The organism is Nocardioides sp. SLBN-35, from assembly GCF_006715725.1.
Lineage (GTDB): Bacteria > Actinomycetota > Actinomycetes > Propionibacteriales > Nocardioidaceae > Nocardioides.
The window spans coordinates 2,991,608-3,013,026 of record NZ_VFNU01000001.1 but is presented as its reverse complement, the minus strand read 5'-3'; the positions used below and the strand labels follow the sequence as shown (position 1 = coordinate 3,013,026).

Here is a 21,419-nt window from a genome sequence, read left to right as displayed (position 1 = left end):
CCTCACTGCGGGAGCAGGTACTCCAGCTCGACGCGGTGGGTGCCGTCCTCGTCGATCGCCAGCGAGCCCTGGCCGGTGATCCCGGCCAGGGCGCCGGTGCCGCTGTCGGGCACCACGGTGAAGTACTCGTCGTACCTGTCGCTGCCGTGCGTCGAGGCGGCGTGCACGAACCCGAACGTCCCGGGCCGTCCGCCGAGCGTCCCCTCGAACGACTCGACCGCGACATAGGTCCCGGCCCCGCTGGTGGTGTTCAGCCCGCCGACGAACCAGGTGACCGAGCGGCCGGCGAGGTCGCCGGCGAAGGTCTTCACCATGGCGGCGACGCCGGCGGGCGCCGCCGTCTCGGGTACGCCGACCCCGCCGACGGCCCGGGGCAGGTCGAGGGGCGTCCAGTCGGACACGGTGAAGGTCGCGGCGGCTCTCATGGCGCCGAGGCTACGCAGCGGCCGTGCGGACCGCTTGAACGAATCCGACAGGTCACCGCCCGCCCGACACGTCGAGAACCGCACCGGTCGTGTACGACGACGCGTCGTCCAGCAGCCAGCAGATGGCGGCCGCGGCCTCGGTGGTCGTGCCGGGCCGACCCATCGGGATCGTCGGCGCGACCCGCTCCAAGCGTCCCGGCTCCCCGTTGCGGGCGTGGATGGCGGTGTCCATCAGCCCGAGCCGCACGCTGTTGACGCGGATCCCCTGGCCGGCGGTCTCCAGCGCCAGGCCACGGGTGACGGCGTCGACGGCCGCCTTCGAGGCGGCGTAGTCGACGTACTCGCCCGGTGAGCCGAGCTCGGCGGCGCGGGAGGACACGTTGACGATCGCACCCCCGGCACCGGACGGCGGTGCCATCAGCCGCACCGCCTCCCGCGCGCACAGCAGCACGCCCAGCACGTTGACCTCGAGCACCCGGCGCACCCGCTCGGCCGAGAGGTCCACGACCCGCGAGGTGGGCGCGACGATCCCGGCGTTGTTGACGAGCGCCCGCAACGTCCCCGCCTCGGCCGGCAGGGACCGGAACACCTCCTCGACGGCCGACTCCTCAGCCACGTCGAGCTCGACCGCCCCGGCCCACCCCCCAAGGTCCGAGCACCGGGCAGCCACCGACTCCGCGGCGGCCCGGTTCGACCGGTAGGTCAGCAGCACGTTCCACCCGGAGCCCGCCAGCATCCGGGCGGTGGCCGCACCGATCCCCCTGCTGCCGCCGGTCACCACCGCGAGTCGTCGCTCCATGCCGTGACGCTACCGATCCGTCAGACCGTATGAGGTGACTGCCTCGGTTTGAGGTGGTTGCGGGCCGGGGCCTCTCTTGCGCATGTTCGTGGGTTACCGAGCAGGGGCCGCCTGCTCGGCCTATCCACAGTCGTAAGGAGGCCCCGGTGATTGTTGAGCGTACGAGTGTTGGGCTCGATGTGCACGCACGGTCGGTCGTGGCGACCGGTCTGGATTCGGTGACGGGCGAGGTGTTCAAGACGACCCTCGTGCCAGCCCACGAGGAAGTCATCAAGTGGTTGCGGACCCTGCCCGGTCCGGTCGCAGCCACCTACGAGGCCGGCCCGACCGGGTTCGGACTGTACCGGGCGTTGACCGCGGCCGGGATCCGCTGCGAGGTCGCGGCTCCTTCGAAGCTGACCCGACCTTCGGGCGATCGGGTCAAGACCGACGCCAAGGACGCGTTGTTGCTGGCCCAGTTGTTGCGGGTCGGACAGATCACCAGCGTGCGGGTGCCGACGGTGACCCAAGAGGCCGCGCGTGACCTGGTCCGGGCACGCGAAGACGTTCGCGTCGACCTGCTCCGGGCCAGGCACCGGGTATCCAAGCTGCTGCTGCGCCACGGGCACGTCTACTACGGCGGGCGGGCGTGGACCGGCGTTCACGAGGCGTGGCTGCGCCGGATCCGGTTCGACCTGCCCCACCAGGCCGGCACTCGTGCCGCCTATGAGGCCGATCTGGAAGCGGTCGCGTTCGCGGTGGCTCGCCGCGACCGGCTCGACGCGACCATCACCGCGATGGCTACCGAGTCCGAGTTCACACCGATCGTGCGCAAGCTGTGGTGCCTGCGCGGTGTCTCGACGTTGACCGCGTTCGCGCTCGCGGTCGAGATCGGTGACTGGGAACGGTTCACCGGTGCCAGCATCGGCGCCTACCTCGGACTGGTGCCGTCCGAGCACTCCAGCGGCCAGTCGCGCCGCCAAGGGAGCATCACCAAGGCCGGCAACACCCACGTCCGACGGCTGCTGGTCGAGGCGGCCTGGCATCACCAGCGTCGCTATCTGGTGGGCAAGACTCCTCCAGGCCCGCTGGGACCAAGCCCCCGCAGCGGCCCGTGCGCGTGCCCATGCCGGGAACCAGCGCCTTCACCAGCGCTGGGTCACGATGAGCGCCCGGAAGAAGAAGCACACCGTGGCGAGCACCGCGATCGCGCGTGAGCTGGCCGGCTGGTGCTGGTCCCTGGCCACCCTGCCCGATTGAACTGCCCGACTGACGCCCGGCCCCTGAAGCTTCTGGCCCGGACCGCCGACTCGTCGACAGCAACGTGCTGGAGCCGACCCGCGCCTGGACTGTGAGCCACGCACCGGCCAACGACCTTGTTCGTGCCGTGTTCGTGACGCTCGACCTCAGACACCAGCGCAGCGCTCCCGCCGAATCGCGGCCCTGCGGTAACCAACCCGCGCATATCAGTCTGACCACGTGCGTCGACAGACCCGCTCAAAACGAACCGGCACCCCCAGGCCAGAACAGAAGCGCCGCCACGACAACCAGCCGTGGCGGCGCTTCACCCTGCCACTTGACAGGAAAGACCTACATATCAGTCCAGGCAGAACTCGTTCCCCTCGGGGTCGGCCATCACGATGTGCCCACCACCCATCGGCGGCTCCGGCTCGAACCGCCCGATCCGCCGGGCGCCGAGGCCGACCAGGCGGGTGCACTCCGCCTCGAGAGTCGCCATCCGCTCGTCGCCCGCCAGCCCGGGCGCGGCGCGCACGTCGAGGTGCACCCGGTTCTTGACCACCTTGTCCTCGGGCACCCGCTGGAAGAACACCCGTGGTCGGGTCCCGTCGGGGTCCTCGATCGCCGAGCGTGAGTTCCGCTCGGACTCCGGAACCCCGATCCGCTCGAGGAAGGCGTCCCACGCCGCCAGCGGATCCTCCCCCTCGGCGAGCGGCACCCCCGGCGGGCCCGGGATGGCGTAGCCCAGCACCGCGCTCCAGAACCTCGAGAGAGCGCGCGGGTCGTGGCAGTCGAACGTGATCTGGAGGTCTCGGCTCATGCTCCGGTTCTACCGGGCCCCACCGACACAGCTCCCTCCGTACTCAACGTATAGCGCACAGGGGGTCTTGCCGCAAGGCCCCCTGGAGCAGGCAGAATCCCGGTCTCCGCCGAGCGGCGGAGCCGCGAAACCCCCATGGGAGCTGATGATTTGACCCACGCGACGACCCGCGCGTTCGACCTGCACGACCACCCGGCCAAGGCCGACCCCGCCCTCATCGCCACCGACGAACAGCACTTCGCCGCGATCGAGGCCAGCCTCGAGGACACCGTCGCCGACCTCGAGGACCGCCTGGCCGACGTACGACGACAGCCCGGCGGCAGCGGCCAGGAGGCCATGGACCGCGACCTCGAGGTGCACCGGCTCGGCACTCGCCTCCGGGCCCTGCGCCGCTACCGGCTCGACCTGTGCCTGGGTCGCATGGTCACCACCGCCGGCGAGACGGTCCACATCGGCCGCTTCGGACTGACCGACGCCGAGGGCCGGCGCCTCCTCGTCGACTGGCGCTCCCCGGCGGCCGAGCCGTTCTTCGGCGCCACCCACGGCAGTCCGATGGGCCTGGCCAGCCGGCGCCGGTACCGCTGGACGAACGGCCGGGTCACCGACTACTGGGACGAGGTCTTCACCGCCGACGCGCTCGCCGCCGCCGGCGCCGCCCTCGACGACCAGTCCGCCTTCGTCGCGAGCCTCGGCACGAGTCGCTCGGAGCGGATGCGCGACGTGCTCGCCACCATCCAGGCCGACCAGGACGCGATCATCCGCGCCGGCTCGCGCGGCACCCTCGTCGTCGACGGCGGCCCCGGCACGGGCAAGACCGTGGTCGCGCTGCACCGCGCCGCCTACCTGCTGTACGCCGACCCGCGGCTCGGCGAGGGCCGCGGCGGCGTCCTCTTCGTCGGCCCGCACGAGCCCTACCTCTCCTACGTCGCCGACGTGCTGCCCGGTCTCGGCGAGGAGGGCGTGCGCACCTGCACGCTGCGCAACCTCGTCGCCGAGGGCGCGGCGGCAGCCGAGGAGACCGACCCCGAGGTCGCCCGGCTCAAGGCGGACGCCCGGATGGTCGGCGCCGTCGAGCCGGCGGTGCGGCTCTACGAGGAGCCGCCGACCGAGGGCATGGTGGTGGCGACCGACTGGTCCGACGTATGGCTCAGCGCCAGTGACTGGGCCGAGGCGTTCGGAGCACCGGACCCCGGCACGCCTCACAACGAGGGCCGGGACCAGGTCTGGGAGGCGCTGCTCGACATCCTCGTCGACAAGCACGACGACACCGACGCGACCGAGGAGCAGCTGCGCCGCTCCCTGCGCCGCAACGGCGAGCTGGTCGACGCGGTGGCGAAGGCGTGGCCGATGCTCGAGGCGAGCGACGTCGTCGGTGACCTGTGGGAGGTCCCGGCGTACCTGCGCCACTGCGCCCCCTGGCTCTCCCCTGACGAGGTCGCCACCCTCCGCAGGAGGCCACCGCAGGCCTGGACCACCGCGGACCTCCCCCTCCTCGACGCCGCACGGGCCCGGCTCGGCGACCCCGAGGCGGCTCGCGCCCGGCGCCGCCAGGAGGCCACCGCCGCCCGGGAGCGGGAGGAGATGGACAGGGTCGTCGACCACCTGATCGCGACCGACGACTCCGACATGATGATCATGTCGATGCTCCGCGGCACCGACCTGCGCGGCGCCCTCGCCGCCGGCGACCAGCAGTCCGGGCAGGCCGCCGACCCGGACCGGTACGCCGGCCCGTTCGCCCATGTCGTCGTCGACGAGGCCCAGGAGCTCACCGACGCCGAGTGGCAGATGCTGCTGCGCCGCTGTCCGTCGCGCAGCTTCACCGTGGTCGGCGACCGGGCCCAGGCGCGGCACGGGTTCACCGAGACCTGGACGGAGCGGCTCGAGCGGGCCGGCCTCCACGACGTCGACCTCGCCTCGCTCACCGTGAACTACCGCACCCCGGCCGAGGTCATGGAGGCGGCGGCGCCGGTGATCCGTGCCGTGCTCCCCGACGCGAACGTCCCGACCTCGGTCCGCAGCACGGGAGTTCCGGTCGAGTACGCCGTTCGCACCGACCTCCCGGCGATCCTCGACGAGTGGGAGCGGACCCATCCCGAGGGCATCGCCTGCGTCATCGGCGATCCCGGGCTCACGCCGACGGCCAGGGTCCGCTCGCTCAGCCCCGAGCATGCCAAGGGGCTCGAGTTCGACCTCGTCGTCCTCGTCGAGCCGGAGCGGTTCGGGACGGGCATCGAGGGTGCCGTCGACAGGTACGTCGCGATGACCCGCGCCACCCAGCGCCTGGTGGTGATCGAGGGGTCCCGATGAGCGGGACCCCTGCTCGGGCGCCGAGCGCCGCTCCCTAGTTTCCGCTGGGTGACGCAAGAGACCCAGATCACGACCAGTGCCGGCACCGCCCTGCTCGCGGAGGCGATCCAGGAGGCGGAGCGGGTGCTCCTCGCCGCGCCGCACGTCCGCACCGAGCGCGACGTCGCGGAGGGCCTGGACTACCTCGCCGGCCTGGTCCGGGTCGGCCTGGCGAGTGCGTGGGCGAGCGACCCGGCCGACCCGCACTTCGCCCGGCCCTCCACGCAGTGGACGAAGATGGGCCTCGACAACCCGGACACGCTCTACTTCGCCGCACAGATCTCCGGCGACGCGGAGTACGTCGTCACCGGCAACCGCGGCTCCAGCGCCGACCTCGTCTTCCAGGTGCTCGCCGGCTCCCACGCCGGCAACACCGCGCCCGCGAGTCACCTGGCCTTCGACGACCGTGACTTCCCGGTCGCCGACGACGGCAGCTTCGAGATCCGGTTCGGGCCGCGCGAGGACGGCGGCCCCGGCTACTTCACCCTGTCCCCCGACGCCCAGCGGCTGCTGGTGCGCCAGACCTTCAGCGACTGGACGTCCGAGCGGGCCGGCACCCTGCGCGTCCAGCGCGCCGACCGGATCGGCGTGCCCGGCGTGCCGGTCACCCTGGCGGCCATCGAGGCCCGCTACGCCCGCGCCGCGCGCACCCTCCTCGGCTACGCCCGCACGTTCCTCGAGTTCGTCGAGCGGTTCTACCTCGACCAGCCGGTCAACACGATGTACGCACCGAAGATCACGCCCGGCGGCCTGGCCAGCCAGTACAGCTCCGCCGGCCATTTCGACCTCGCCGACGACCAGGCGCTGGTCATCACGGTCCCGGCGTCCGGCATGCCGTACCAGGGCATGCAGCTCGGCACGAAGTGGTACGTCTCCCTCGACTACGTCGACCACCAGACCAGCCTCACCGCCGACCAGGCGCAGGTGGACCCCGACGGCCGGATCCGGTTCGTCGTGAGCCGCCAGGACCCCGGCCTGGCCAACTGGCTGGAGACCACCGGCCTCACCGAGGGCTACCTCCAGATCCGCTGGCAGCGCGTAGACCGCCCGCTCACCGCCGAGGACGGACCGACCACCGAGGTCGTCCCGTACGCCGAGCTCGCGCGGCGACTGCCCTTCCACGACCAGCAGCGGGTCACCTCCGCGCAGTGGGCACAGCGGATCGCCGCGCGCCAGGCCGCCGTGGGCGACCGGATGATGGCATGACGGACCCGGTGACCGGCGTCCTCGCCGGCAAGGCCGTCCTGGTGGCGGGCGTGGGCCCCGGCCTGGGCCAGGCCCTCGCGGTCCGCAGCGCGATCGCCGGCGCGGACGTGGTGCTCGCCTCTCGCAACGCCGAGCGTCTCGGCGCCGTCGCGCAGGAGGTGCGTGCCACCGGGCGCCGCGCGGTCGTCGTACCGACCGACCTGGCGGATCCCGTCGCGGTCGGCCACCTCGTCGACACGACGCTGGCCGAGCTCGGCCGGCTCGACGCGGTGCTGCACAACGCCTACCTCCCGCCCAGCCGGGAGAACCTCCTCGACAGCGGTCTCGACCGGGTCCGTGACGAGCTCGCCTCGCCGCTGATGGCGCTGGAGATGGTGCGCCGTGCCGCGCCCGCACTCGTGGCGAGCAGGGGCTCGGTCGTCGTGGTGAACTCGATGATCGTGCGCAACCGGCTCCCCCGGTTCGGCGCCTACCGGATGACCAAGGCCAGTCTGCTCGCGCTGGCCCGCGGCCTGTCCATCGAGCTCGGCCCGCAGGGCGTGCGGGTCAACTCGATCGCCCCGGGTTACATCATGGGCGACGCCGTCGAGGCCAGCTTCGCGAAGGCGGCGCGGGCCCGCGGGGTGACACCCGAGGTGATCCACGACGAGATCGCCGCCGACACCGACCTGCGGCGCCTGCCCCGCCCCGAGGAGATCGCCGACGCGGCGGTGTTCCTCGCCTCCGACCTCGCCCGGGCGATCACCGGGCAGTGCCTCGACGTCACGTCCGGCGCGACCCACCACTGATGGAGCACACGATGAACCTGGCCGACGAGCTGCACGAGCGCGCCACGACCCGGACCGGACTGACCGACTTCGGCGACCGGGAGTACGTCGAGGGGCTGCACGCCCTCCTCGACGGCTACGAGCACGAGGCGGGGCTGACCGACAAGGGCCGCGCCAAGGTCGAGGGCGCCCTGGCCAACGCGCTCGCCGGCCGGCTGCGCACCGAGGCCGCCTGGCGCGAGCACCCCGCGCACGCGGAGACGCCGGTGACCCGGCCGATCTTCGTCACCGGCCTGCCCCGCTCCGGTACGACGGCCCTGCACCGCCTCCTGTGCGCCGACCCGCGCCACCAGGGCCTCCAGCTCTGGCTGGCCGCCGCGCCCCAGCCGCGTCCGCTGCGCGACCACTGGGCGTCGAGCCCCGACTTCCAGGCGATGCAGGACCAGATCGACCGCCGCAACGCCGCCGTCCCCGGCCTGAAGGGCATGCACTTCATGGCGCCCGAGGTGGTCGAGGAGTGCTGGTGGCTGGAGCACCAGTCGATGCGCTCGCTCGCGTTCCCGAGCGTGGCCCACCTGCCGTCGTACACCTCCTGGCTCGGTGAGCAGGACCTCGGCGGCAGCTACCGCCGGCACCGCCGGATCCTCCAGCTGATCGGGATGACCAGCCCCGAGAAGCGCTGGGTCCTCAAGAACCCGGGCCACCTGTTCTCGCTCGACGCGCTGATGGCGGCCTACCCCGACGCGCTGGTGGTGCAGACCCACCGCGACCCGCGCACGGTCGTCGCGTCGGTCAGCAGCCTGACGTCGAAGACCTCGGCCGGGAACTCGACCGTCTTCGAGGCCGCGACCGTCGGGCGCGACAGCCTGGACCTGTGGGCCGGCGCCACCGACCGGTTCCTCGACGCGCGGGCGACCTACGACCCGGCCCAGTTCGCCGACGTGCGCTACGAGGAGTTCGTCGCCGACCCGGTCGGCACCGTCGAGCGGTTGTACGACGCCTTCCGGCTGCCGTTCGACGACGAGGCCCACGCCGCGGTGACGGCGGCCGACGACGTGAGCCGGCGCGGGGACCGCCGACCCGACCACGCCTACTCCCTCGAGGAGTTCGGGCTGAGCGCCGGCGAGGTCACCGAGCGGTTCGACCGCTACCTGACGGCCTTCCCCGAGCTCGCCCTGCGCTGATCAGCCGAGCCCGGCGGCCGGCGTCGCCAGCACCCGGAAGCTCGGCAGGTCGGCCAGCGACACCGAGGTCTCGCAGAAGCGGCGGTAGGAGATCTCGGTGATCAGCCAGCCCCGGTCGGGGTCGCGCCGGTAGCGGTCGGTGGAGAGCGAGGCGCCCTCGACGACGTAGCCGACGTCGGTGCACACGGTCCGGTCCGACACCGTCCAGGTGCCGCTGGCCTCGTCGCCGTCGACCTCGATGCTCGGGTTGCCGACCTGGTGGACGGTGATCCGCTCGTCGGTGAGCCGGCTGCTCAGCTCGGCGACCAGCGCGTCGGCCCCCTCGGTGACCAGGTCGGGCCGGTAGCGCGCGACCATCTCCGGCGCGAGGGTCGCCGCGACGGCGTCCCAGTCGTGCAGGTCCACGCTGCGCATGTAGCGGTGGCGGACCTCCATGATCGCCCACCGGTCGGCGGACTGCGGGTCGGACATCGGGACTCCTCGGCTCGGGGACGGTCGAGAGCCGAGCGTGGCGGCGGCGACCGCCCGGGGAGAGGTGTCTCCCGATCAGCGGGACCGACCCGTCATGGCAGCCAGTCCCCCGACCTCAGGATCGTGCGCCCCGCGATCTCGTTGGACTCGCGCCAGGCCTGCATCCGTTCGGGCCGGAGCACCAGGAAGACGTAGCCGGGCAGCCCGCGCGGGTCCCAGTCCGCCTGCGCCGCGTAGGCCTCGCCCAGCCCGGCGTCGTCGTCCACGCCGAGCGAGCGCTCGAGCACCGCGTCGATCATCGTGACGTCGCGCGTCGGACCGACGCCGAGGCGCGCGACGCCGGAGGCGAGCAGGTTGCGCGCGGTGGTCGACCTCGCCTCGACCGCGACCACGATCCGCTCCCCCACCCAGGCCAGGGACACCGGCACGAGGTGGGGTACGCCGGCGGCGGACGCCGTGGCGACCCACACGTCGACCGCGGGGGTCGCCAGCAGGGCTCGCGTGTCGGCCTGCCGGGTCGCACGGTCACGCGCCGGGGGCGGGTCGAAGTCGGCCATGGGCGCGCGGCTCAGCCGGCCTGGTTGATGCGGATGTGGTTGCCGGCCGGGTCGCGGAAGGCGCAGTCGCGCACGCCGTACGGCTGGTCGATCGGCTCCTGGATCACCTCGGCGCCGGTGGCCTGGATCCGGTCGAAGGTGCCGTCGAGGTCGGGGGTGCTGAGCACGAGCGTGGCGTAGGTGCCCTTCGCCATCATCTCGGCGATCACGCGCTTCTCGTCCTCGGTGATGCCGGGGTCGGCCGCCGGCGGGGCGAGCACGACCGACGGGGTCGACTGCCCCTTGGGCGCCACGGTGATCCACCGCATCTCGCCGTAGCCGACGTCGTTGAGGATCTCGAAGCCGAGCACGTCTCGGTAGAAGGCCAGCGAGGCCTCGGGGTCGGTCTGCGGGAGGAAGCTGTGCTGAATGCTGATGTCCATGTCGCTCACGCTAGTGGCGGCTCGAAGTGCGGCGCTTCTCGATTCCTGACCGATGCCGGGCCCGCCCCGGGACCGTCCGGGCTGGTCTGCGCGCCGCCTCGTCGTACCGGCCGGGTGACCTTCTTGGTCACGCACGACGGCGGTTCGACGGCACCGTCCCCGGGCACGGGCGCGTCGTCGCGGTACGCGCTCGGCGGCACCCCGACCAGCTCGGTGAACCGGGTGCTGAACGTGCCGAGCGAGGAGAAGCCCACCTCGAAGCAGATGTCGGTGACGCTCAGGTCGCCGCGGCGCAATAGCGCCATCGCCCGCTCGATCCTGCGGGTCATCAGGTAGGAGTACGGCGGCTCGCCGTACGCCTTCTTGAACTCGCGGCTCAGGTGGCCGGCCGACATGTGCACGTCGCGGGCGAGCGCCTCGACGTCGAGCGGACGGGCGTACTCGCGATCGATCCGGTCGCGCACCCTCCGCAACAGCGTGAGGGTGCGCAGCCGTTCGGGATCGAGGGTGCTCACGCCCCCATGATGGCCGATCGGGTGAGTAGGGTCGCAGCCATGGCCCGCCGGATCGAGCTGTCCGCACCCGTCGGCGTCCGCTGGGAGCCGGACGACCCCGTCGGCGTGGGTGCCCTCGTGCTCGGCGGGTCGAGCGGCCGGGTGGACGAGCAGCGGGCCCGGCTGCTGGCCGAGCAGGGCGTGCTCGCGGAGTCGATCCAGTGGTTCGGCGGCCCCGAGCAGCACGACGGACCGTGGGAGATCCCGCTCGAGACCTTCGCCGCCCGGGCCGAGTCGCTCGCCGCCGAGTGCGACCGGGTGCTTCTCGTCGGTCTCTCCTTCGGCGCCGAGGCCGCGCTCGCGACCGCCTCGCTGACCCAGGCGCCGGTCGACGGGGTGGCGGCCTTCGCGCCCAGCGACGTGGTCTGGGCCGGGGTCACCGGTGACGGCCGGCAGACCTCCCACTGGACGCTGGACGGCGCCCCGGTGCCGTTCGTCCGGTTCGTGCACTGGGAGCCGCCGACCGACCCGCCCGCCTATCGCGACCTCTACGCCCGCTCCCGGGCCGCGGCACCCGAGGACGTCGCTGCGGCGAGCCTGCCCGTCGAGCGGATCCCCGACGTCGTCCTCGTCGCCGGCGACGACGACCAGGTGTGGCCCGCGCGCGAGCAGGCGGAGGAGATCGTGCTCCGTCGGGCCCGGCACGGCCGCGCCACCTCCCTGGTCGCGGATCCGCAGGCCGGGCACCGCGCGGTGCTGCCCGGCGAGGACGTCGTGGAGGCCGGTCAGCGGATGTGTCGCGGCGGCACGGCCGATGCCGACCGCCGGCTGGGGTCCGCCGCCTGGCCCGCGCTGCTCGACCTCGTAGGGTCGCGCGCATGAGCGCGCAGCCCCCTCCGCCCCCGCCCGGCTACCTCCGCGTCAACCTCCAGGGCAACCGGATGCTCACCATGATCACGCCCAGCGTCCAGGTCAACGGCTACCCCGTCCCGGCCCAGTTCGGGCCGAACGTCGTCCCGATGCCGCCGGGCGTGCACACCGTGTCCGCGCACGCGCAGTGGATGTGGCGCTACGGGCAGGCCAGCCAGCAGGTCCAGCTGGCGCCGGGCCAGACCGTCGATGTCTTCTACGCCGCTCCCGTGCTGACCTTCATGGGCGGCGCGATGGGGTTCACGAAGCAGAAGGTCCCCGGCCTGCTGCCGTTCGTGCTGCTCCTCGTCGCGCTGCTCGTGGTGGCGATCGGCCTGCCGGTCGTCGCGATCCTGGCCTCTTGACTTCGGTTGACCGATCGGTAAATTACCGATCGGTCAACCGAAGGAGAGGTCATGCCGGCCCACATCGGAAGCACGTCGGGCAGCACCGCGGGCAGCAAGGGCGTCCCCCGCGCCACGCGTGAGCAGCAGATCCTGGACGCCGCGGTCGGCGAGTTCGGACGGCTCGGGTACGCCGGCGCCTCGCTGTCCGCCGTCGCGACCGGCGCCGGCGTCTCCAAGCAGCTCGTCCTCGGCTACTTCGGCTCCAAGGACGCGCTCTTCGCCGCCTGCGCCCGGCGCGCCGGAGACGGCATCGCCGACCGGGTCGACGAGGTGCTCGCCCACGGCGGCGGGGCGCTCGAGCTCGCGGAGGGCACCCTGGCAGCGATCTTCACCGCCCTCGAGCCGCGCCCCCACGACTGGAACGTCCTCAACGACCGCACGCCTCCACCGGGCTCGGCCGCCCACGAGGCCGCACGCGCCGCCCGGCTCCGGATCGCGGCCCAGGCGGGCGCCGGGGTCGGCTCGCTCGCGGAGGTCGGCGACGCGGACGACGTCGCGATCCTGACCGAGATCTGGATGAGCAGCGTGTCCGCGCTGGTCGCCTGGTGGCTGCGCCACCCCGACCGCAGCCCCACCGAGATGACCGCCCGCGGCCGCCGCGCCCTCACCGCACTCGCCAGGAGCACCTCGTGAACCCGAGCACCGACCGGTCCTGGTGGGGCTGGGGAGCCGACGCCGCCCAACTCACCCCCACCGAGACCGCCGCCCTCGTCGACCGGGTCGCACCGCTGCTGCCCGGCCACGACCTCACCGACCACCAGCCGCCCGACCCGCACGCGCTCGGCGTACCGGCTCCCCGGGTGGCACCGCCCGCGGCGCTCGCGGGCCTGTGCTCGACCGGCGTCGTCGACCGCCTCTCCCACGCCCGCGGCAAGGCGTTCCGCGACGTCGTGCGCAACCTGCACGGCGACGTCGCCCACGTCCCGGACCTCGTCGTGCGGCCGCGCACCGAGCAGGACGTCGTCGACGTCCTCGACTGGTGCACGGCGATCAGCCTCCCCGTGGTCCCGTACGGCGGCGGCAGCTCGGTCGTCGGCGGCGTCGAGCCCCGCTTCGACGGCCCCGCGGTCACCCTCGACCTCGCCGCGCTCGACCGGGTCCTGGAGGTCGACCCGGTCAGCCGCGCCGCCCGGATCCAGGCCGGCGCCTACGGCCCGGCTCTCGAGGACCAGCTGCGCCCCCAGGGCCTCACGCTGCGCCACTTCCCACAGTCCTTCGAGTTCTCCACCCTCGGCGGCTGGCTCGCGACCCGCGCCGGCGGTCACTTCGCCACCCTCACCACGCACATCGACGACCTCACCGAGTCGATCCGGGTCGTCTCCCCCTCCGGCACGGGCGAGTCCCGCCGGCTCCCCGGGTCGGGTGCCGGTCCGTCCCCCGACCGGATGTTCCTCGGCTCCGAGGGCGCCCTCGGCGTCATCACCGAGGCATGGATGCGACTGCAGCGGCGCCCGGAGTGGCAACGCACCGCCACCATCGGCTTCGGGTCGTACGACGACGCGGTGGCCGCGACCCGCGCCATCGCCCAGTCCGGGCTGCACCCCGCCAACTGCCGGCTCCTCGACCCGGCCGAGGCGCTGGTCAATGCCGGGACCGCCGTCGACGGCGGCGTGCTCATCCTCGCGTTCGAGTCCGCCGACCACCCGGTCGACGCCTGGCTGGACCGGGCGCTCGAGCTGGTCGCCGACCACCGCGGCACCGTCCTGGCAACCCGCGACAAGGCGACCGGCACGACCGGCACCGACGCCTCCCAGGCCTGGCGATCGTCCTTCATCCGGATGCCCTACCAGCGCGACGCGCTCGCCCGCCGCTCGATGGTCGTGGAGACCTTCGAGACCGCGTGCACCTGGGACGCCTTCCCCGCGTTCCACGCCGCGGTCACCGGCGCCGCGCAGCGGGCGATCGACGAGGTGTGCGGCGGCCAGGGTCTGGTGACATGCCGCTTCACGCACGTCTACCCGGACGGCCCGGCGCCCTACTACGGCGTCTACGCCGGCGGCCGGTGGGGCAGCACCCTGGCCCAGTGGGACGAGATCAAGGCGGCCGTCTCCACCGCCATCGCCGACCACGGCGGCACGATCACCCACCACCACGCGGTGGGCCGTGACCACCGCCCGTGGTACGACGCCCAGCGGCCCGAGCCCTTCGCCGCCGCCCTGCGGGCGGCCAAGTCCGCCCTCGACCCGGGCGGCATCCTCAACCCCGGAGTACTGGTCTGACCCACGCCTCGCTGCGCTCCCACAGCTCGGCGGCGAGCTCGTCGGTGACGACCTTCGACGGCGTCTTCTCCCGCTCCGAGTCGTAGTAGCGCCCGGTGTCGCCGTCGACGTCGGGCGAGGTCGCGCAGTACAACGAGGTCCGGGCGCCCTGCTCGGGCGACTTCATGAACAGCTTCATGACGTGGCGCAGCCCGAACGGCACCTCGCGCCACACGTCGGAGGCGATCGCGCCGGGGTGCAGGGAGTACGTCGTCACGCCCGTGCCCTCCAGCCGTCGGCCGAGCTCGCGGGCGTGCAGCACGTTGGCCAGCTTGGAGACGCAGTACTCGTCGAACGCGGTGCGGGTAGCCGACGGCTGCCGCACGGCGTCCCAGTCGATGCCCGGGGCGCGGTAGTGCCCGGCGCTCGCGACGTTGACGATCCGCCCGGGCCCGGTCTCCACGATCCGGTCGCGGAGCAGCTCGGTGAGCAGGAACGGCCCGACGTGGTTGGTGCCGAAGGCGAGCTCGAAGCCGCTCGCGGTCATCCCCCGCCTGCCGGCGAGCCCGGCGTTGTTGACCAGCACGTCCAGGCGCTCGCCCGAGGCCAGGAACCTCTCCGCGGCCCTGCGCACGGACGCCAGGTCGCCCAGGTCGAGCGGCAGGAAGTCGAGGTCGGTGCTGCCGGTGTCGGACGTGATCTCGCCGATCGCGGCGCGGGTCCTCTCCTCCGAGCGGCCCGCGACCACCACCCGCGCGCCGCGAGCCGCCAGGCCGCGGACGGTCTCCTTGCCGATCCCGGTGTTGGCTCCGGTCACCAGGAAGGTCTTGCCGCTCAGGTCAGGCACGAGGTCACCCATGGCGCGATCCTCGCGGGCGACCGGCCGACATGTCGTCCTCCCCCGGTCGCAATCGGCTGCCGCGCCATGTGACCTGCATCACCCTTGGGATGTGACCTGCGTCATGCGAGGGTGGGACCCATGAGTCTCCTCGCCATCGTCGTCCTGCTGGCGCTCGTGCTGCTGTTCGTCCTCGCCATCGGCGCGCTCTTCGGTGTCGTCCTGGTCGCCGGCCGGTCCGGACGCAAGGCCCAGGCCGCCCAGGTCGCTGAGCCCCGCGGTCAGTCGATCGCCTGACCCAGCACCGCCCCGACGTGGGCGCGCACGTCGTCGTCGCCGGTGATCGTCACCCGCTCGTCGCCGACGCGGTGCCACAGCCACGCGTCGAGGTCGGCGGCGGTGCCGGCGACCACCAGGTCGGCGGGTACGCCGGGATCGGCCACCACGTGCTGGTCGGGCTCGCCGCTGCGCTCGACGCCCTCGGGCGTGGTGCCCGAGAACGTGCCGAGCCGGACCCACACCGACGTGGCGGTGTCGCTGGCCCGGAACTCGGCATGGTGCGGGCCCGGCTCGAACCGCCCCCAGGGCGGCAGGCCGCCGTACATCACGGCGAGGGCCTCGTCGATGCCGTCCGCGGCCAGGGCGTCCGGGAGCGGGGTGACCTGGCCCGCAGCGAGCTCGGCGTCGAGGCGGTGGATCAGCGCCTCGTGGGCCTGACGCCGGAAGGTGAAGCCCACGTGCTGGTCGCCGGGCACGGACCACGACCAGGCCGGTTCGGCGGGGTCGGCCGTCTCGAGGGCCGCCACGAACGCCGCGTGGGTCGCGCCGAACGCGGCCAGCACCTCGGCGTACGTCGCCGGTCGCTCCGGCTCGGTGTAGGCCTCCGGCGGCGCGGGCCGGTGGGTGATGACGTGCTCCCAGAAGTGCTGGACCTCGGTGAGGTGCCAGGCCAGGTCGGCGGCGTCCCACTCGGGGCACGACGGCACCCGCGCGTCGGGCCGGCAGGCGGCGAGCACTTCGGCGAAGCGGGCCGACTCGGTCCGCATGTGGGCGAGGTAGGTCGCGGGGTCGAGTCGGGTCACGGCTGCAGCAGCACCTTGATCGCCCGGCGCTCGTCCATCGCCACGTAACCGTCGGGCGACTCCTCGAGAGGGAGAGTGAGGTCGAAGACCTGCCCGGGGTCGATCCGGCGCTCGAGGACCATCGGCAGCAGCTCGGGCAGGTAGCGGCGCACCGGCGCCATGCCGCCGCGGACGCCGACGTTCTTGTCGAACAGCCGGCGGGCAGACAGCTCGACACCGTGGGGCGCCCCGACGAACCCGACGCCCCCACCGGGGCGGGTCACCTCGATCGCGGTGGTCATCGCGTCGTTGGTGCCTACGCACTCCAGGGTCGCGTCGACCCCGACACCGTCGGTCAGGTCGCGGACCTCGGCGACGGCGTCGTCACCCCGGGCCGCGATCACGTGGGTCGCTCCGAAGGCACGGGCGACCGCCTGGCGGGGCTCGTGGCGTGACATCGCGATGATCCGCTCGGCGCCCATCACCGAGGCGGCCAGGACGCCGGACAGGCCGACCGCGCCGTCGCCGACCACGACCACGGTGTCGCCGGGCTTCACCCCGGCAGAGACGGCGGCGTGCCACCCCGTCGGCATCACGTCGGAGAGGGCGAGGACCGAGGGCACCAGGTCGGCGTCGGGGACGCCGCCGGTGCGCACCAGGCTGCCGTCGGCCTGGTTGACCAGGGCGTACTCCGCCTGGCCGCTCGCGGTGAAGCCGAGGTTGGTGCACACCGACTGGGCGCCGTTGAGGCAGTGGGGGCAGGTGTTGTCGCAGTGGCAGAACGGGACGACGACGAAGTCGCCGACCCGGACGTCGCGGACCTCGCTGCCTGTCTCCTCCACGACGCCGATGCACTCGTGGCCGATCGTGGCGCCGGGACGGATCGGGTTCTCGCCGCGGTAGGGCCACAGGTCGGAGCCGCAGATGCAGCCCGCGGTCACCCGGACGATCGCGTCCGTGGGCCGGCGCAGGGTGGGGTCGGGGACCTCGTCGACCCGGATGTCCCGGGCGCCGTGGATGGTCGTCGCACGCATGTGAGGATCCTTCCAGATCGTCGTGGCGTCTTGCGTTATCTCATATGTGAGTTACGGTCGTGACATGACCTTCGAGGCGCCCCACGAGGACTACAAGGGCCGGATCGGCAACCTCATCCGCGACGCCCGCAAGCACCGCGGCCTCACCCAGGCCCAGCTCGCCGAGCGGCTCGGCACCAGCCAGAGCGCGATCAACCGGATCGAGAAGGGACACCAGAACCTGTCCCTCGAGATGCTGGCCCGGATCGGTGCCGCCCTCGACTCGGAGATCGTCGCGCTCGGCGCCGGACCGACCCACCTGCGGGTCAAGGGCCCCACCACCTTGTCGGGCAGCATCGACGTCAAGACGTCGAAGAACGCGGGCGTCGCGCTGCTGTGTGCCTCGCTGCTCAACCGCGGGCGCACCACGCTGCGCAAGGTCGCGCGGATCGAGGAGGTCAACCGGCTGCTCGAGGTGCTCGACAGCATCGGCGTGCAGACCCGCTGGATCAACGCGGACAACGACCTCGAGATCATCCCGCCCAAGGACCTCGACCTGACCCGGATCGACGAGGAGGCCGCGCGCCGTACCCGATCGGTCATCATGTTCCTCGGCCCGCTGCTGCACCGCGCGGACACCTTCGAGCTGCCCTACGCCGGCGGCTGCAACCTCGGCACCCGCACGGTCGAGCCGCACATGTCGGCGCTGCGGCCCTTCGGCCTCGAGGTCAAGGCCACCGACGGCTGGTACCACGCCCAGCTCAACCGGGCGATCGTCCCCGGCCGCCCCATCGTGCTCACCGAGCGCGGCGACACGGTCACCGAGAACGCACTGATGGCGGCCGCCCTGCACCCGGGCACCACCGTCATCCGCAACGCCTCGTCCAACTACATGGTCCAGGACCTGTGCTTCTACCTGCAGGCACTCGGCGTCGAGGTCGACGGCATCGGTACGACCACCCTCACCGTCACCGGCCGCGAGTCGATCGACGTCGACGTCGACTACTCCCCCAGCGAGGACCCGATCGAGGCGATGTCGCTGCTCGCCGCAGCGATCGTGACCCGCTCCGAGATCACCGTGCAGCGCGCACCGATCGAGTTCCTCGAGATCGAGCTGGCCGTCCTCGAGGGGATGGGCTTCCGCTACGACCTGTCCGAGGAGTACCTCGCCGCCAACGGCCGCACCCGCCTGGTCGACATCACCACGCACCCCTCCGACCTGGTGGCGCCGGGCGACAAGATCCACCCGATGCCGTTCCCCGGCCTCAACATCGACAACCTGCCCTTCTTCGCGGTGATCGCCGCGGTGGCCGAGGGCACGACGTACCTCCACGACTGGGTCTACGACAACCGGGCGATCTACCTCACCGAGCTCAACAAGCTCGGCGGCCGGGTCACGCTGCTCGACCCCCACCGGGTGCAGATCGACGGACCGACGTCGTGGACCGGCACCGAGCTGGTCTGCCCGCCGGCCCTGCGGCCCGCGGTCGTCGTGCTCCTCGCGATGCTGGCCAGCAAGGGCACCTCGGTGCTGCGCAGCACCTACGTGATCCACCGCGGCTACGAGGACCTCGCCGAGCGGCTCAGCTCGCTCGGCGCGGACATCGAGACCTTCCGCGACATCTGATGCCCTACCTCGCCCCGGGCAAGGTGCTGGCCTTCGCCCATCGCGGCGGCGCCTACCACCCCGAGATCGAGGGCCTCGAGAACACCCTCGCCGCGTTCCGGCACGCCGCCACGCTCGGCTACGACTACCTCGAGACCGACGTCCACCTGACCGCCGACGGCGTGCTGCTGGCGTTCCACGACGAGGTGCTGGACCGGGTGACCGACCAGCAGGGCGCGGTCCGCGACCTCACCCTGGCCGACGTACGCCGGGCCCGGATCGGCGGCCGCGAGCAGGTCCCGACCCTGGTCGACCTGCTCGACGCGTTCCCGGACGCCCGGTTCAACATCGACCTCAAGGCCGACGGCGCGGTCGACGCGCTGGCCGACCTGGTCCGCGAGCGCGGCCTGTGGGACCGGCTGCTGGTCGCGTCCTTCTCGCGCCGGCGGATCCGCCGGTTCCGGGACCTGACCGACGGACGGGTGCCGACGGCCGCCGACCCGTGGCAGATCGTGGCGTTCCGGCTCTCTCCCAGCGTCCGGGTGGCCCGGCTGATCGCGGGCGACGGCTTCGCCGCCTTCCAGGTGCCGCACCGGCAGCGCGGGCTCACCGTCACGACGCCCGGCTTCGTGCGCCGGGCCCACGCCGCGGGCCACCAGGTGCACGTGTGGACCATCGACGACCCGGCCGAGATGACCACCCTGCTCGACCGCGGCGTCGACGGAATCTTCACGGACCGCACCGATCTGCTCAAGGATGTCCTCCAGGGACGCGGCCAGTGGTGGTCCGCGCAGGGAGGGACATCAGCATGAACGCATCGGCGCCCATCGCGGACCTGGGGCCGCTCAACCGCGCCCGGGAGCAGCGGGCCTGGTACTTCACCGACTGGGCTGCATCGGCGTTCCAGACGACCGTCGCGGGCGTGCTGTTCGCGCCCTACCTGATCTCGGTGGCCGAGAACGCAGTCGGCGAGCACGGGCGGATCCACCTGCTGGGCCTGTCCATCGCGCCGGGTTCGCTGCCGTCGTACGTCATCACGCTGTCGACGGTGCTCAGCGTCTTCTTCTACCCGGTGATCGGCGCCTACGCCGACCGGATCGCTCGCAAGCCCGACCTCCTGGTCGCCTTCTCGTGGCTCGGCGCGGCCGCGGCCGGCGGCCTGTTCTTCATGAGCGGCGAGAACTGGCTCTACGGAAGCATCGCGTTCATCGTCGCCAACCTCGCCGGAGGCGCCGCCATCGTGGTCAGCGACTCGATCCTGCCGGTCATCTCGACCGAGGACGAGCGCGACCGGGTGTCGTCGAACGGCTGGGCCTACGGGTACGCCGGCGGCGGGCTGCTGCTCGCCGTGAACTTCCTGGTCGTCAGCTTCCACGACGCGCTCGGGCTCGACAAGGAGATGGCCGTCCGGCTGTCCCTGCTGTCGGCGGCGGTGTGGTGGGCGGCCTTCATGGTCATCCCGTGGCGCGGCATCCGCCGACACGAGCCGGTCGCCGTGGAGGCGGTCGAGGGTGGCGTGCTGACCCGGTCGTTCGGCCAGCTGTGGGCCACGCTGAAGGACCTGCGCAACTACCCGGTCGCGCTGACCTTCCTGGCGGCCTACCTGTTCTTCAACGACGGCATCCAGACCGTCATCAACTCCGCCTCGACCTTCGGCACCAAGGAGCTCGGGTTCGGCGACGGGTTCGTGCTCGGCACCTACCTGCTGGTCCAGCTCGTCGGTATCGGCGGCGCGATCCTGTTCGCCCGCGTGGCCGGCCGCCTCGGCGCCAAGAAGGTGATCCTCGGCGGCCTGGTCGGCTGGATGGCGATCGTGACGGTGGCGCTCGTCGTGCCCGAGAAGACGATGGTGCCGTTCCTGCTGCTCGGCGTCGCGATCGGCATCGTGCTGGGCGGCACCCAGGCGCTGGCGCGGTCCTACTTCTCTCTGTTCATCCCGCGCGGCAAGGAGGCGGAGTACTTCAGCCTCTACCACGCGATGGACCGCGGCACCTCGTGGTTCGGCACGCTCACCTTCGGCCTCGTCTACCAGTTCGCCGACTCCTACCGACCGGCGATCTTCGCCCTCATCGCGTTCTTCGTGCTCGGCGGCCTGCTCCTGCTGCGCGTCGACACCGAGCGCGGCATCCGCGAGGCCGGCAACGCCCGGCCGGCGGTCATCTAGGACGCCGATCCGACACGACCAGGACGGGGTCCCGACCTGCTCGGTTCCGGATTGGAACCTTTTCGGGCTGGGTAGCGTTGAGGGGATAGACGAAACATGGGAGGTGGAGTCTGATGGCTGAGCGCACACTGCGCGGTGCCCGACTGGGGGGCCAGTCCTTCGAGGACGAGCGGGGTATCGAGTTCGCAGCCCGGCAGCAGGTCGGCTACAAGTGTCCCCAGGGGCACGAGTTCGAGATCACGATGTCCATCGAGGCCGAGGTCCCCGCCGTCTGGGAGTGCCCGCGTTGCGGCCTCGAGGCCGAGTCGACCGCCGGCATCGAGCGCGAGGTGAAGGCCGAGAAGCCCCAGCGCACGCACTGGGACATGCTGCTCGAGCGCCGCTCCGAGAAGGAGCTGGAGGAGATCCTCACCGAGCGCCTGGAGCTGCTGCGCGGCGGCGAGATCGGCCCGGCGCACCTGCACCGCGCCAACGCCCGCAAGAAGAAGCCGGCGAAGGCCTGATCGACCGCTCG

24 protein-coding genes are annotated in these 21,419 nt (G+C 72.6%); 14 read left to right on the top strand and 10 right to left on the bottom strand.

Annotated features, from left to right (window positions below):
- Positions 1-2 precede the first annotated feature (2 nt).
- Both FBY23_RS14620 and FBY23_RS14615 read right to left on the bottom strand, forming a co-directional pair.
- A complete protein-coding gene (locus tag FBY23_RS14620; protein ID WP_141798806.1) occupies positions 3-425 on the bottom strand; it encodes a DUF3224 domain-containing protein in 423 nt (140 codons plus the stop codon).
- 52 nt (positions 426-477) lie between these two features.
- Entirely contained in the window at positions 478-1,224 is a 747-nt protein-coding gene (locus tag FBY23_RS14615; protein WP_141798805.1) for an SDR family oxidoreductase, read from the bottom strand.
- Between the two features lie 197 nt (positions 1,225-1,421).
- Here FBY23_RS14615 and FBY23_RS14610 point away from each other — a divergent pair, with 197 nt between their 5' ends.
- Entirely contained in the window at positions 1,422-2,420 is a 999-nt protein-coding gene (locus FBY23_RS14610) for an IS110 family transposase (protein ID WP_222117825.1), read from the top strand.
- A gap of 380 nt (positions 2,421-2,800) precedes the next feature.
- On the opposite strand, the gene FBY23_RS14605 is transcribed toward FBY23_RS14610, so the two are convergent.
- A complete protein-coding gene (locus tag FBY23_RS14605) occupies positions 2,801-3,262 on the bottom strand; it encodes a VOC family protein (protein WP_141798804.1) in 462 nt (153 codons plus the stop codon).
- Between the two features lie 150 nt (positions 3,263-3,412).
- Between FBY23_RS14605 and helR the strand changes: the two genes are divergently transcribed.
- The 4 genes from helR to FBY23_RS14585 are packed head-to-tail and all read left to right on the top strand — an operon-like array spanning position 3,413 to position 8,765.
- Positions 3,413-5,569 (top strand): RNA polymerase recycling motor ATPase HelR, encoded by a 2,157-nt coding sequence (helR, locus tag FBY23_RS14600; RefSeq protein ID WP_260805973.1) that lies wholly within the window; start codon positions 3,413-3,415, stop codon positions 5,567-5,569.
- A gap of 48 nt (positions 5,570-5,617) precedes the next feature.
- Complete coding sequence (locus tag FBY23_RS14595; RefSeq protein ID WP_222117824.1) at positions 5,618-6,814, top strand: hypothetical protein; 1,197 nt, start codon at positions 5,618-5,620, stop codon at positions 6,812-6,814.
- Entirely contained in the window at positions 6,811-7,602 is a 792-nt protein-coding gene (locus FBY23_RS14590) for an SDR family oxidoreductase (protein WP_141798802.1), read from the top strand. Before FBY23_RS14595 ends, FBY23_RS14590 begins: the two co-directional genes overlap by 4 nt.
- Entirely contained in the window at positions 7,602-8,765 is a 1,164-nt protein-coding gene (locus FBY23_RS14585; RefSeq protein WP_141798801.1) for a sulfotransferase, read from the top strand. Before FBY23_RS14590 ends, FBY23_RS14585 begins: the two co-directional genes overlap by 1 nt.
- Here FBY23_RS14585 and FBY23_RS14580 read toward each other — a convergent pair whose 3' ends face one another.
- From FBY23_RS14580 to FBY23_RS14565, 4 genes are all read right to left on the bottom strand, one after another.
- Complete coding sequence (locus tag FBY23_RS14580) at positions 8,766-9,236, bottom strand: nuclear transport factor 2 family protein (RefSeq protein ID WP_141798800.1); 471 nt, start codon at positions 9,234-9,236, stop codon at positions 8,766-8,768.
- 92 nt (positions 9,237-9,328) lie between these two features.
- Positions 9,329-9,793: a pyridoxamine 5'-phosphate oxidase family protein gene (locus FBY23_RS14575; protein WP_141798799.1), complete on the bottom strand. Its 465-nt coding sequence runs from the start codon at positions 9,791-9,793 to the stop codon at positions 9,329-9,331.
- Between the two features lie 11 nt (positions 9,794-9,804).
- Positions 9,805-10,215 (bottom strand): VOC family protein, encoded by a 411-nt coding sequence (locus FBY23_RS14570; RefSeq protein WP_174245213.1) that lies wholly within the window; start codon positions 10,213-10,215, stop codon positions 9,805-9,807.
- 5 nt (positions 10,216-10,220) lie between these two features.
- Positions 10,221-10,730 (bottom strand): helix-turn-helix transcriptional regulator, encoded by a 510-nt coding sequence (locus FBY23_RS14565; RefSeq protein WP_141798797.1) that lies wholly within the window; start codon positions 10,728-10,730, stop codon positions 10,221-10,223.
- 39 nt (positions 10,731-10,769) lie between these two features.
- Between FBY23_RS14565 and FBY23_RS14560 the strand changes: the two genes are divergently transcribed.
- From FBY23_RS14560 to FBY23_RS14545, 4 genes are read left to right on the top strand one after another with little or no spacing between them, the layout of a single operon-like run.
- Entirely contained in the window at positions 10,770-11,591 is an 822-nt protein-coding gene (locus FBY23_RS14560) for an alpha/beta fold hydrolase (RefSeq protein WP_160158243.1), read from the top strand.
- Positions 11,588-11,983 (top strand): hypothetical protein, encoded by a 396-nt coding sequence (locus FBY23_RS14555; RefSeq protein ID WP_141798795.1) that lies wholly within the window; start codon positions 11,588-11,590, stop codon positions 11,981-11,983. Before FBY23_RS14560 ends, FBY23_RS14555 begins: the two co-directional genes overlap by 4 nt.
- A 51-nt stretch (positions 11,984-12,034) precedes the next feature.
- On the top strand, positions 12,035-12,658 hold the full coding sequence (locus FBY23_RS14550; RefSeq protein ID WP_141798794.1) for a TetR/AcrR family transcriptional regulator: 624 nt from the start codon (positions 12,035-12,037) through the stop codon (positions 12,656-12,658).
- Positions 12,655-14,244 (top strand): FAD-binding oxidoreductase, encoded by a 1,590-nt coding sequence (locus FBY23_RS14545; protein ID WP_141798793.1) that lies wholly within the window; start codon positions 12,655-12,657, stop codon positions 14,242-14,244. The genes FBY23_RS14550 and FBY23_RS14545 overlap by 4 nt, the downstream gene beginning before the upstream one ends.
- Here the strand turns inward: FBY23_RS14545 and FBY23_RS14540 are convergent.
- Positions 14,222-15,082, bottom strand: a complete 861-nt coding sequence (locus FBY23_RS14540) for an SDR family oxidoreductase (RefSeq protein WP_141798792.1) — start codon at positions 15,080-15,082, stop codon at positions 14,222-14,224. The genes FBY23_RS14545 and FBY23_RS14540 overlap by 23 nt on opposite strands.
- Positions 15,083-15,202: 120 nt before the next feature.
- Here FBY23_RS14540 and FBY23_RS25970 point away from each other — a divergent pair, with 120 nt between their 5' ends.
- Positions 15,203-15,358: a hypothetical protein gene (locus tag FBY23_RS25970; RefSeq protein ID WP_160158242.1), complete on the top strand. Its 156-nt coding sequence runs from the start codon at positions 15,203-15,205 to the stop codon at positions 15,356-15,358.
- On the opposite strand, the gene FBY23_RS14535 is transcribed toward FBY23_RS25970, so the two are convergent.
- Both FBY23_RS14535 and FBY23_RS14530 read right to left on the bottom strand, forming a co-directional pair.
- Positions 15,343-16,143, bottom strand: a complete 801-nt coding sequence (locus FBY23_RS14535; RefSeq protein ID WP_260805972.1) for a maleylpyruvate isomerase family mycothiol-dependent enzyme — start codon at positions 16,141-16,143, stop codon at positions 15,343-15,345. The genes FBY23_RS25970 and FBY23_RS14535 overlap by 16 nt on opposite strands.
- Complete coding sequence (locus FBY23_RS14530) at positions 16,140-17,156, bottom strand: zinc-dependent alcohol dehydrogenase family protein (RefSeq protein ID WP_141798791.1); 1,017 nt, start codon at positions 17,154-17,156, stop codon at positions 16,140-16,142. Before FBY23_RS14530 ends, FBY23_RS14535 begins: the two co-directional genes overlap by 4 nt.
- A 64-nt stretch (positions 17,157-17,220) precedes the next feature.
- Here FBY23_RS14530 and FBY23_RS14525 point away from each other — a divergent pair, with 64 nt between their 5' ends.
- The 4 genes from FBY23_RS14525 to FBY23_RS14510 all read left to right on the top strand — a co-directional run bounded on the left by FBY23_RS14525 (position 17,221) and on the right by FBY23_RS14510 (position 21,408).
- The gene (locus FBY23_RS14525; RefSeq protein ID WP_141798790.1) at positions 17,221-18,762 is read left to right on the top strand and encodes a UDP-N-acetylglucosamine 1-carboxyvinyltransferase; all 1,542 of its coding nucleotides are present in this window, start codon (positions 17,221-17,223) and stop codon (positions 18,760-18,762) included.
- Positions 18,762-19,553 (top strand): glycerophosphodiester phosphodiesterase, encoded by a 792-nt coding sequence (locus tag FBY23_RS14520; RefSeq protein ID WP_141798789.1) that lies wholly within the window; start codon positions 18,762-18,764, stop codon positions 19,551-19,553. Before FBY23_RS14525 ends, FBY23_RS14520 begins: the two co-directional genes overlap by 1 nt.
- A complete protein-coding gene (locus FBY23_RS14515) occupies positions 19,550-20,905 on the top strand; it encodes an MFS transporter (RefSeq protein WP_141798788.1) in 1,356 nt (451 codons plus the stop codon). The genes FBY23_RS14520 and FBY23_RS14515 overlap by 4 nt, the downstream gene beginning before the upstream one ends.
- Positions 20,906-21,018: 113 nt before the next feature.
- Positions 21,019-21,408, top strand: coding sequence for an RNA polymerase-binding protein RbpA (locus FBY23_RS14510; RefSeq protein WP_141007454.1), 390 nt, complete (start codon positions 21,019-21,021; stop codon positions 21,406-21,408).
- Positions 21,409-21,419: the final 11 nt, after the last annotated feature.

What these genes read in the sequence shown, in the direction of transcription:
- FBY23_RS14615 (WP_141798805.1), bottom strand. Translation starts at nt 1,224, where the DNA reads ATGGAGCGACGACTCGCGGTGGTGACCGGCGGCAGCAGGGGGATCGGT.
- FBY23_RS14530 (WP_141798791.1), bottom strand. Translation starts at nt 17,156, where the DNA reads ATGCGTGCGACGACCATCCACGGCGCCCGGGACATCCGGGTCGACGAG.
- FBY23_RS14550 (WP_141798794.1), top strand. Translation starts at nt 12,035, where the DNA reads ATGCCGGCCCACATCGGAAGCACGTCGGGCAGCACCGCGGGCAGCAAG.
- FBY23_RS14525 (WP_141798790.1), top strand. Translation starts at nt 17,221, where the DNA reads ATGACCTTCGAGGCGCCCCACGAGGACTACAAGGGCCGGATCGGCAAC.
- FBY23_RS14580 (WP_141798800.1), bottom strand. Translation starts at nt 9,236, where the DNA reads ATGTCCGACCCGCAGTCCGCCGACCGGTGGGCGATCATGGAGGTCCGC.
- FBY23_RS14515 (WP_141798788.1), top strand. Translation starts at nt 19,550, where the DNA reads ATGAACGCATCGGCGCCCATCGCGGACCTGGGGCCGCTCAACCGCGCC.
- FBY23_RS14510 (WP_141007454.1), top strand. Translation starts at nt 21,019, where the DNA reads ATGGCTGAGCGCACACTGCGCGGTGCCCGACTGGGGGGCCAGTCCTTC.
- FBY23_RS14555 (WP_141798795.1), top strand. Translation starts at nt 11,588, where the DNA reads ATGAGCGCGCAGCCCCCTCCGCCCCCGCCCGGCTACCTCCGCGTCAAC.
- FBY23_RS14575 (WP_141798799.1), bottom strand. Translation starts at nt 9,793, where the DNA reads ATGGCCGACTTCGACCCGCCCCCGGCGCGTGACCGTGCGACCCGGCAG.
- FBY23_RS14520 (WP_141798789.1), top strand. Translation starts at nt 18,762, where the DNA reads ATGCCCTACCTCGCCCCGGGCAAGGTGCTGGCCTTCGCCCATCGCGGC.
- FBY23_RS14585 (WP_141798801.1), top strand. Translation starts at nt 7,602, where the DNA reads ATGGAGCACACGATGAACCTGGCCGACGAGCTGCACGAGCGCGCCACG.
- FBY23_RS14605 (WP_141798804.1), bottom strand. Translation starts at nt 3,262, where the DNA reads ATGAGCCGAGACCTCCAGATCACGTTCGACTGCCACGACCCGCGCGCT.
- FBY23_RS14560 (WP_160158243.1), top strand. Translation starts at nt 10,770, where the DNA reads ATGGCCCGCCGGATCGAGCTGTCCGCACCCGTCGGCGTCCGCTGGGAG.
- FBY23_RS14570 (WP_174245213.1), bottom strand. Translation starts at nt 10,215, where the DNA reads ATGGACATCAGCATTCAGCACAGCTTCCTCCCGCAGACCGACCCCGAG.
- FBY23_RS14590 (WP_141798802.1), top strand. Translation starts at nt 6,811, where the DNA reads ATGACGGACCCGGTGACCGGCGTCCTCGCCGGCAAGGCCGTCCTGGTG.
- FBY23_RS14540 (WP_141798792.1), bottom strand. Translation starts at nt 15,082, where the DNA reads ATGGGTGACCTCGTGCCTGACCTGAGCGGCAAGACCTTCCTGGTGACC.
- FBY23_RS14620 (WP_141798806.1), bottom strand. Translation starts at nt 425, where the DNA reads ATGAGAGCCGCCGCGACCTTCACCGTGTCCGACTGGACGCCCCTCGAC.
- FBY23_RS25970 (WP_160158242.1), top strand. Translation starts at nt 15,203, where the DNA reads ATGAGTCTCCTCGCCATCGTCGTCCTGCTGGCGCTCGTGCTGCTGTTC.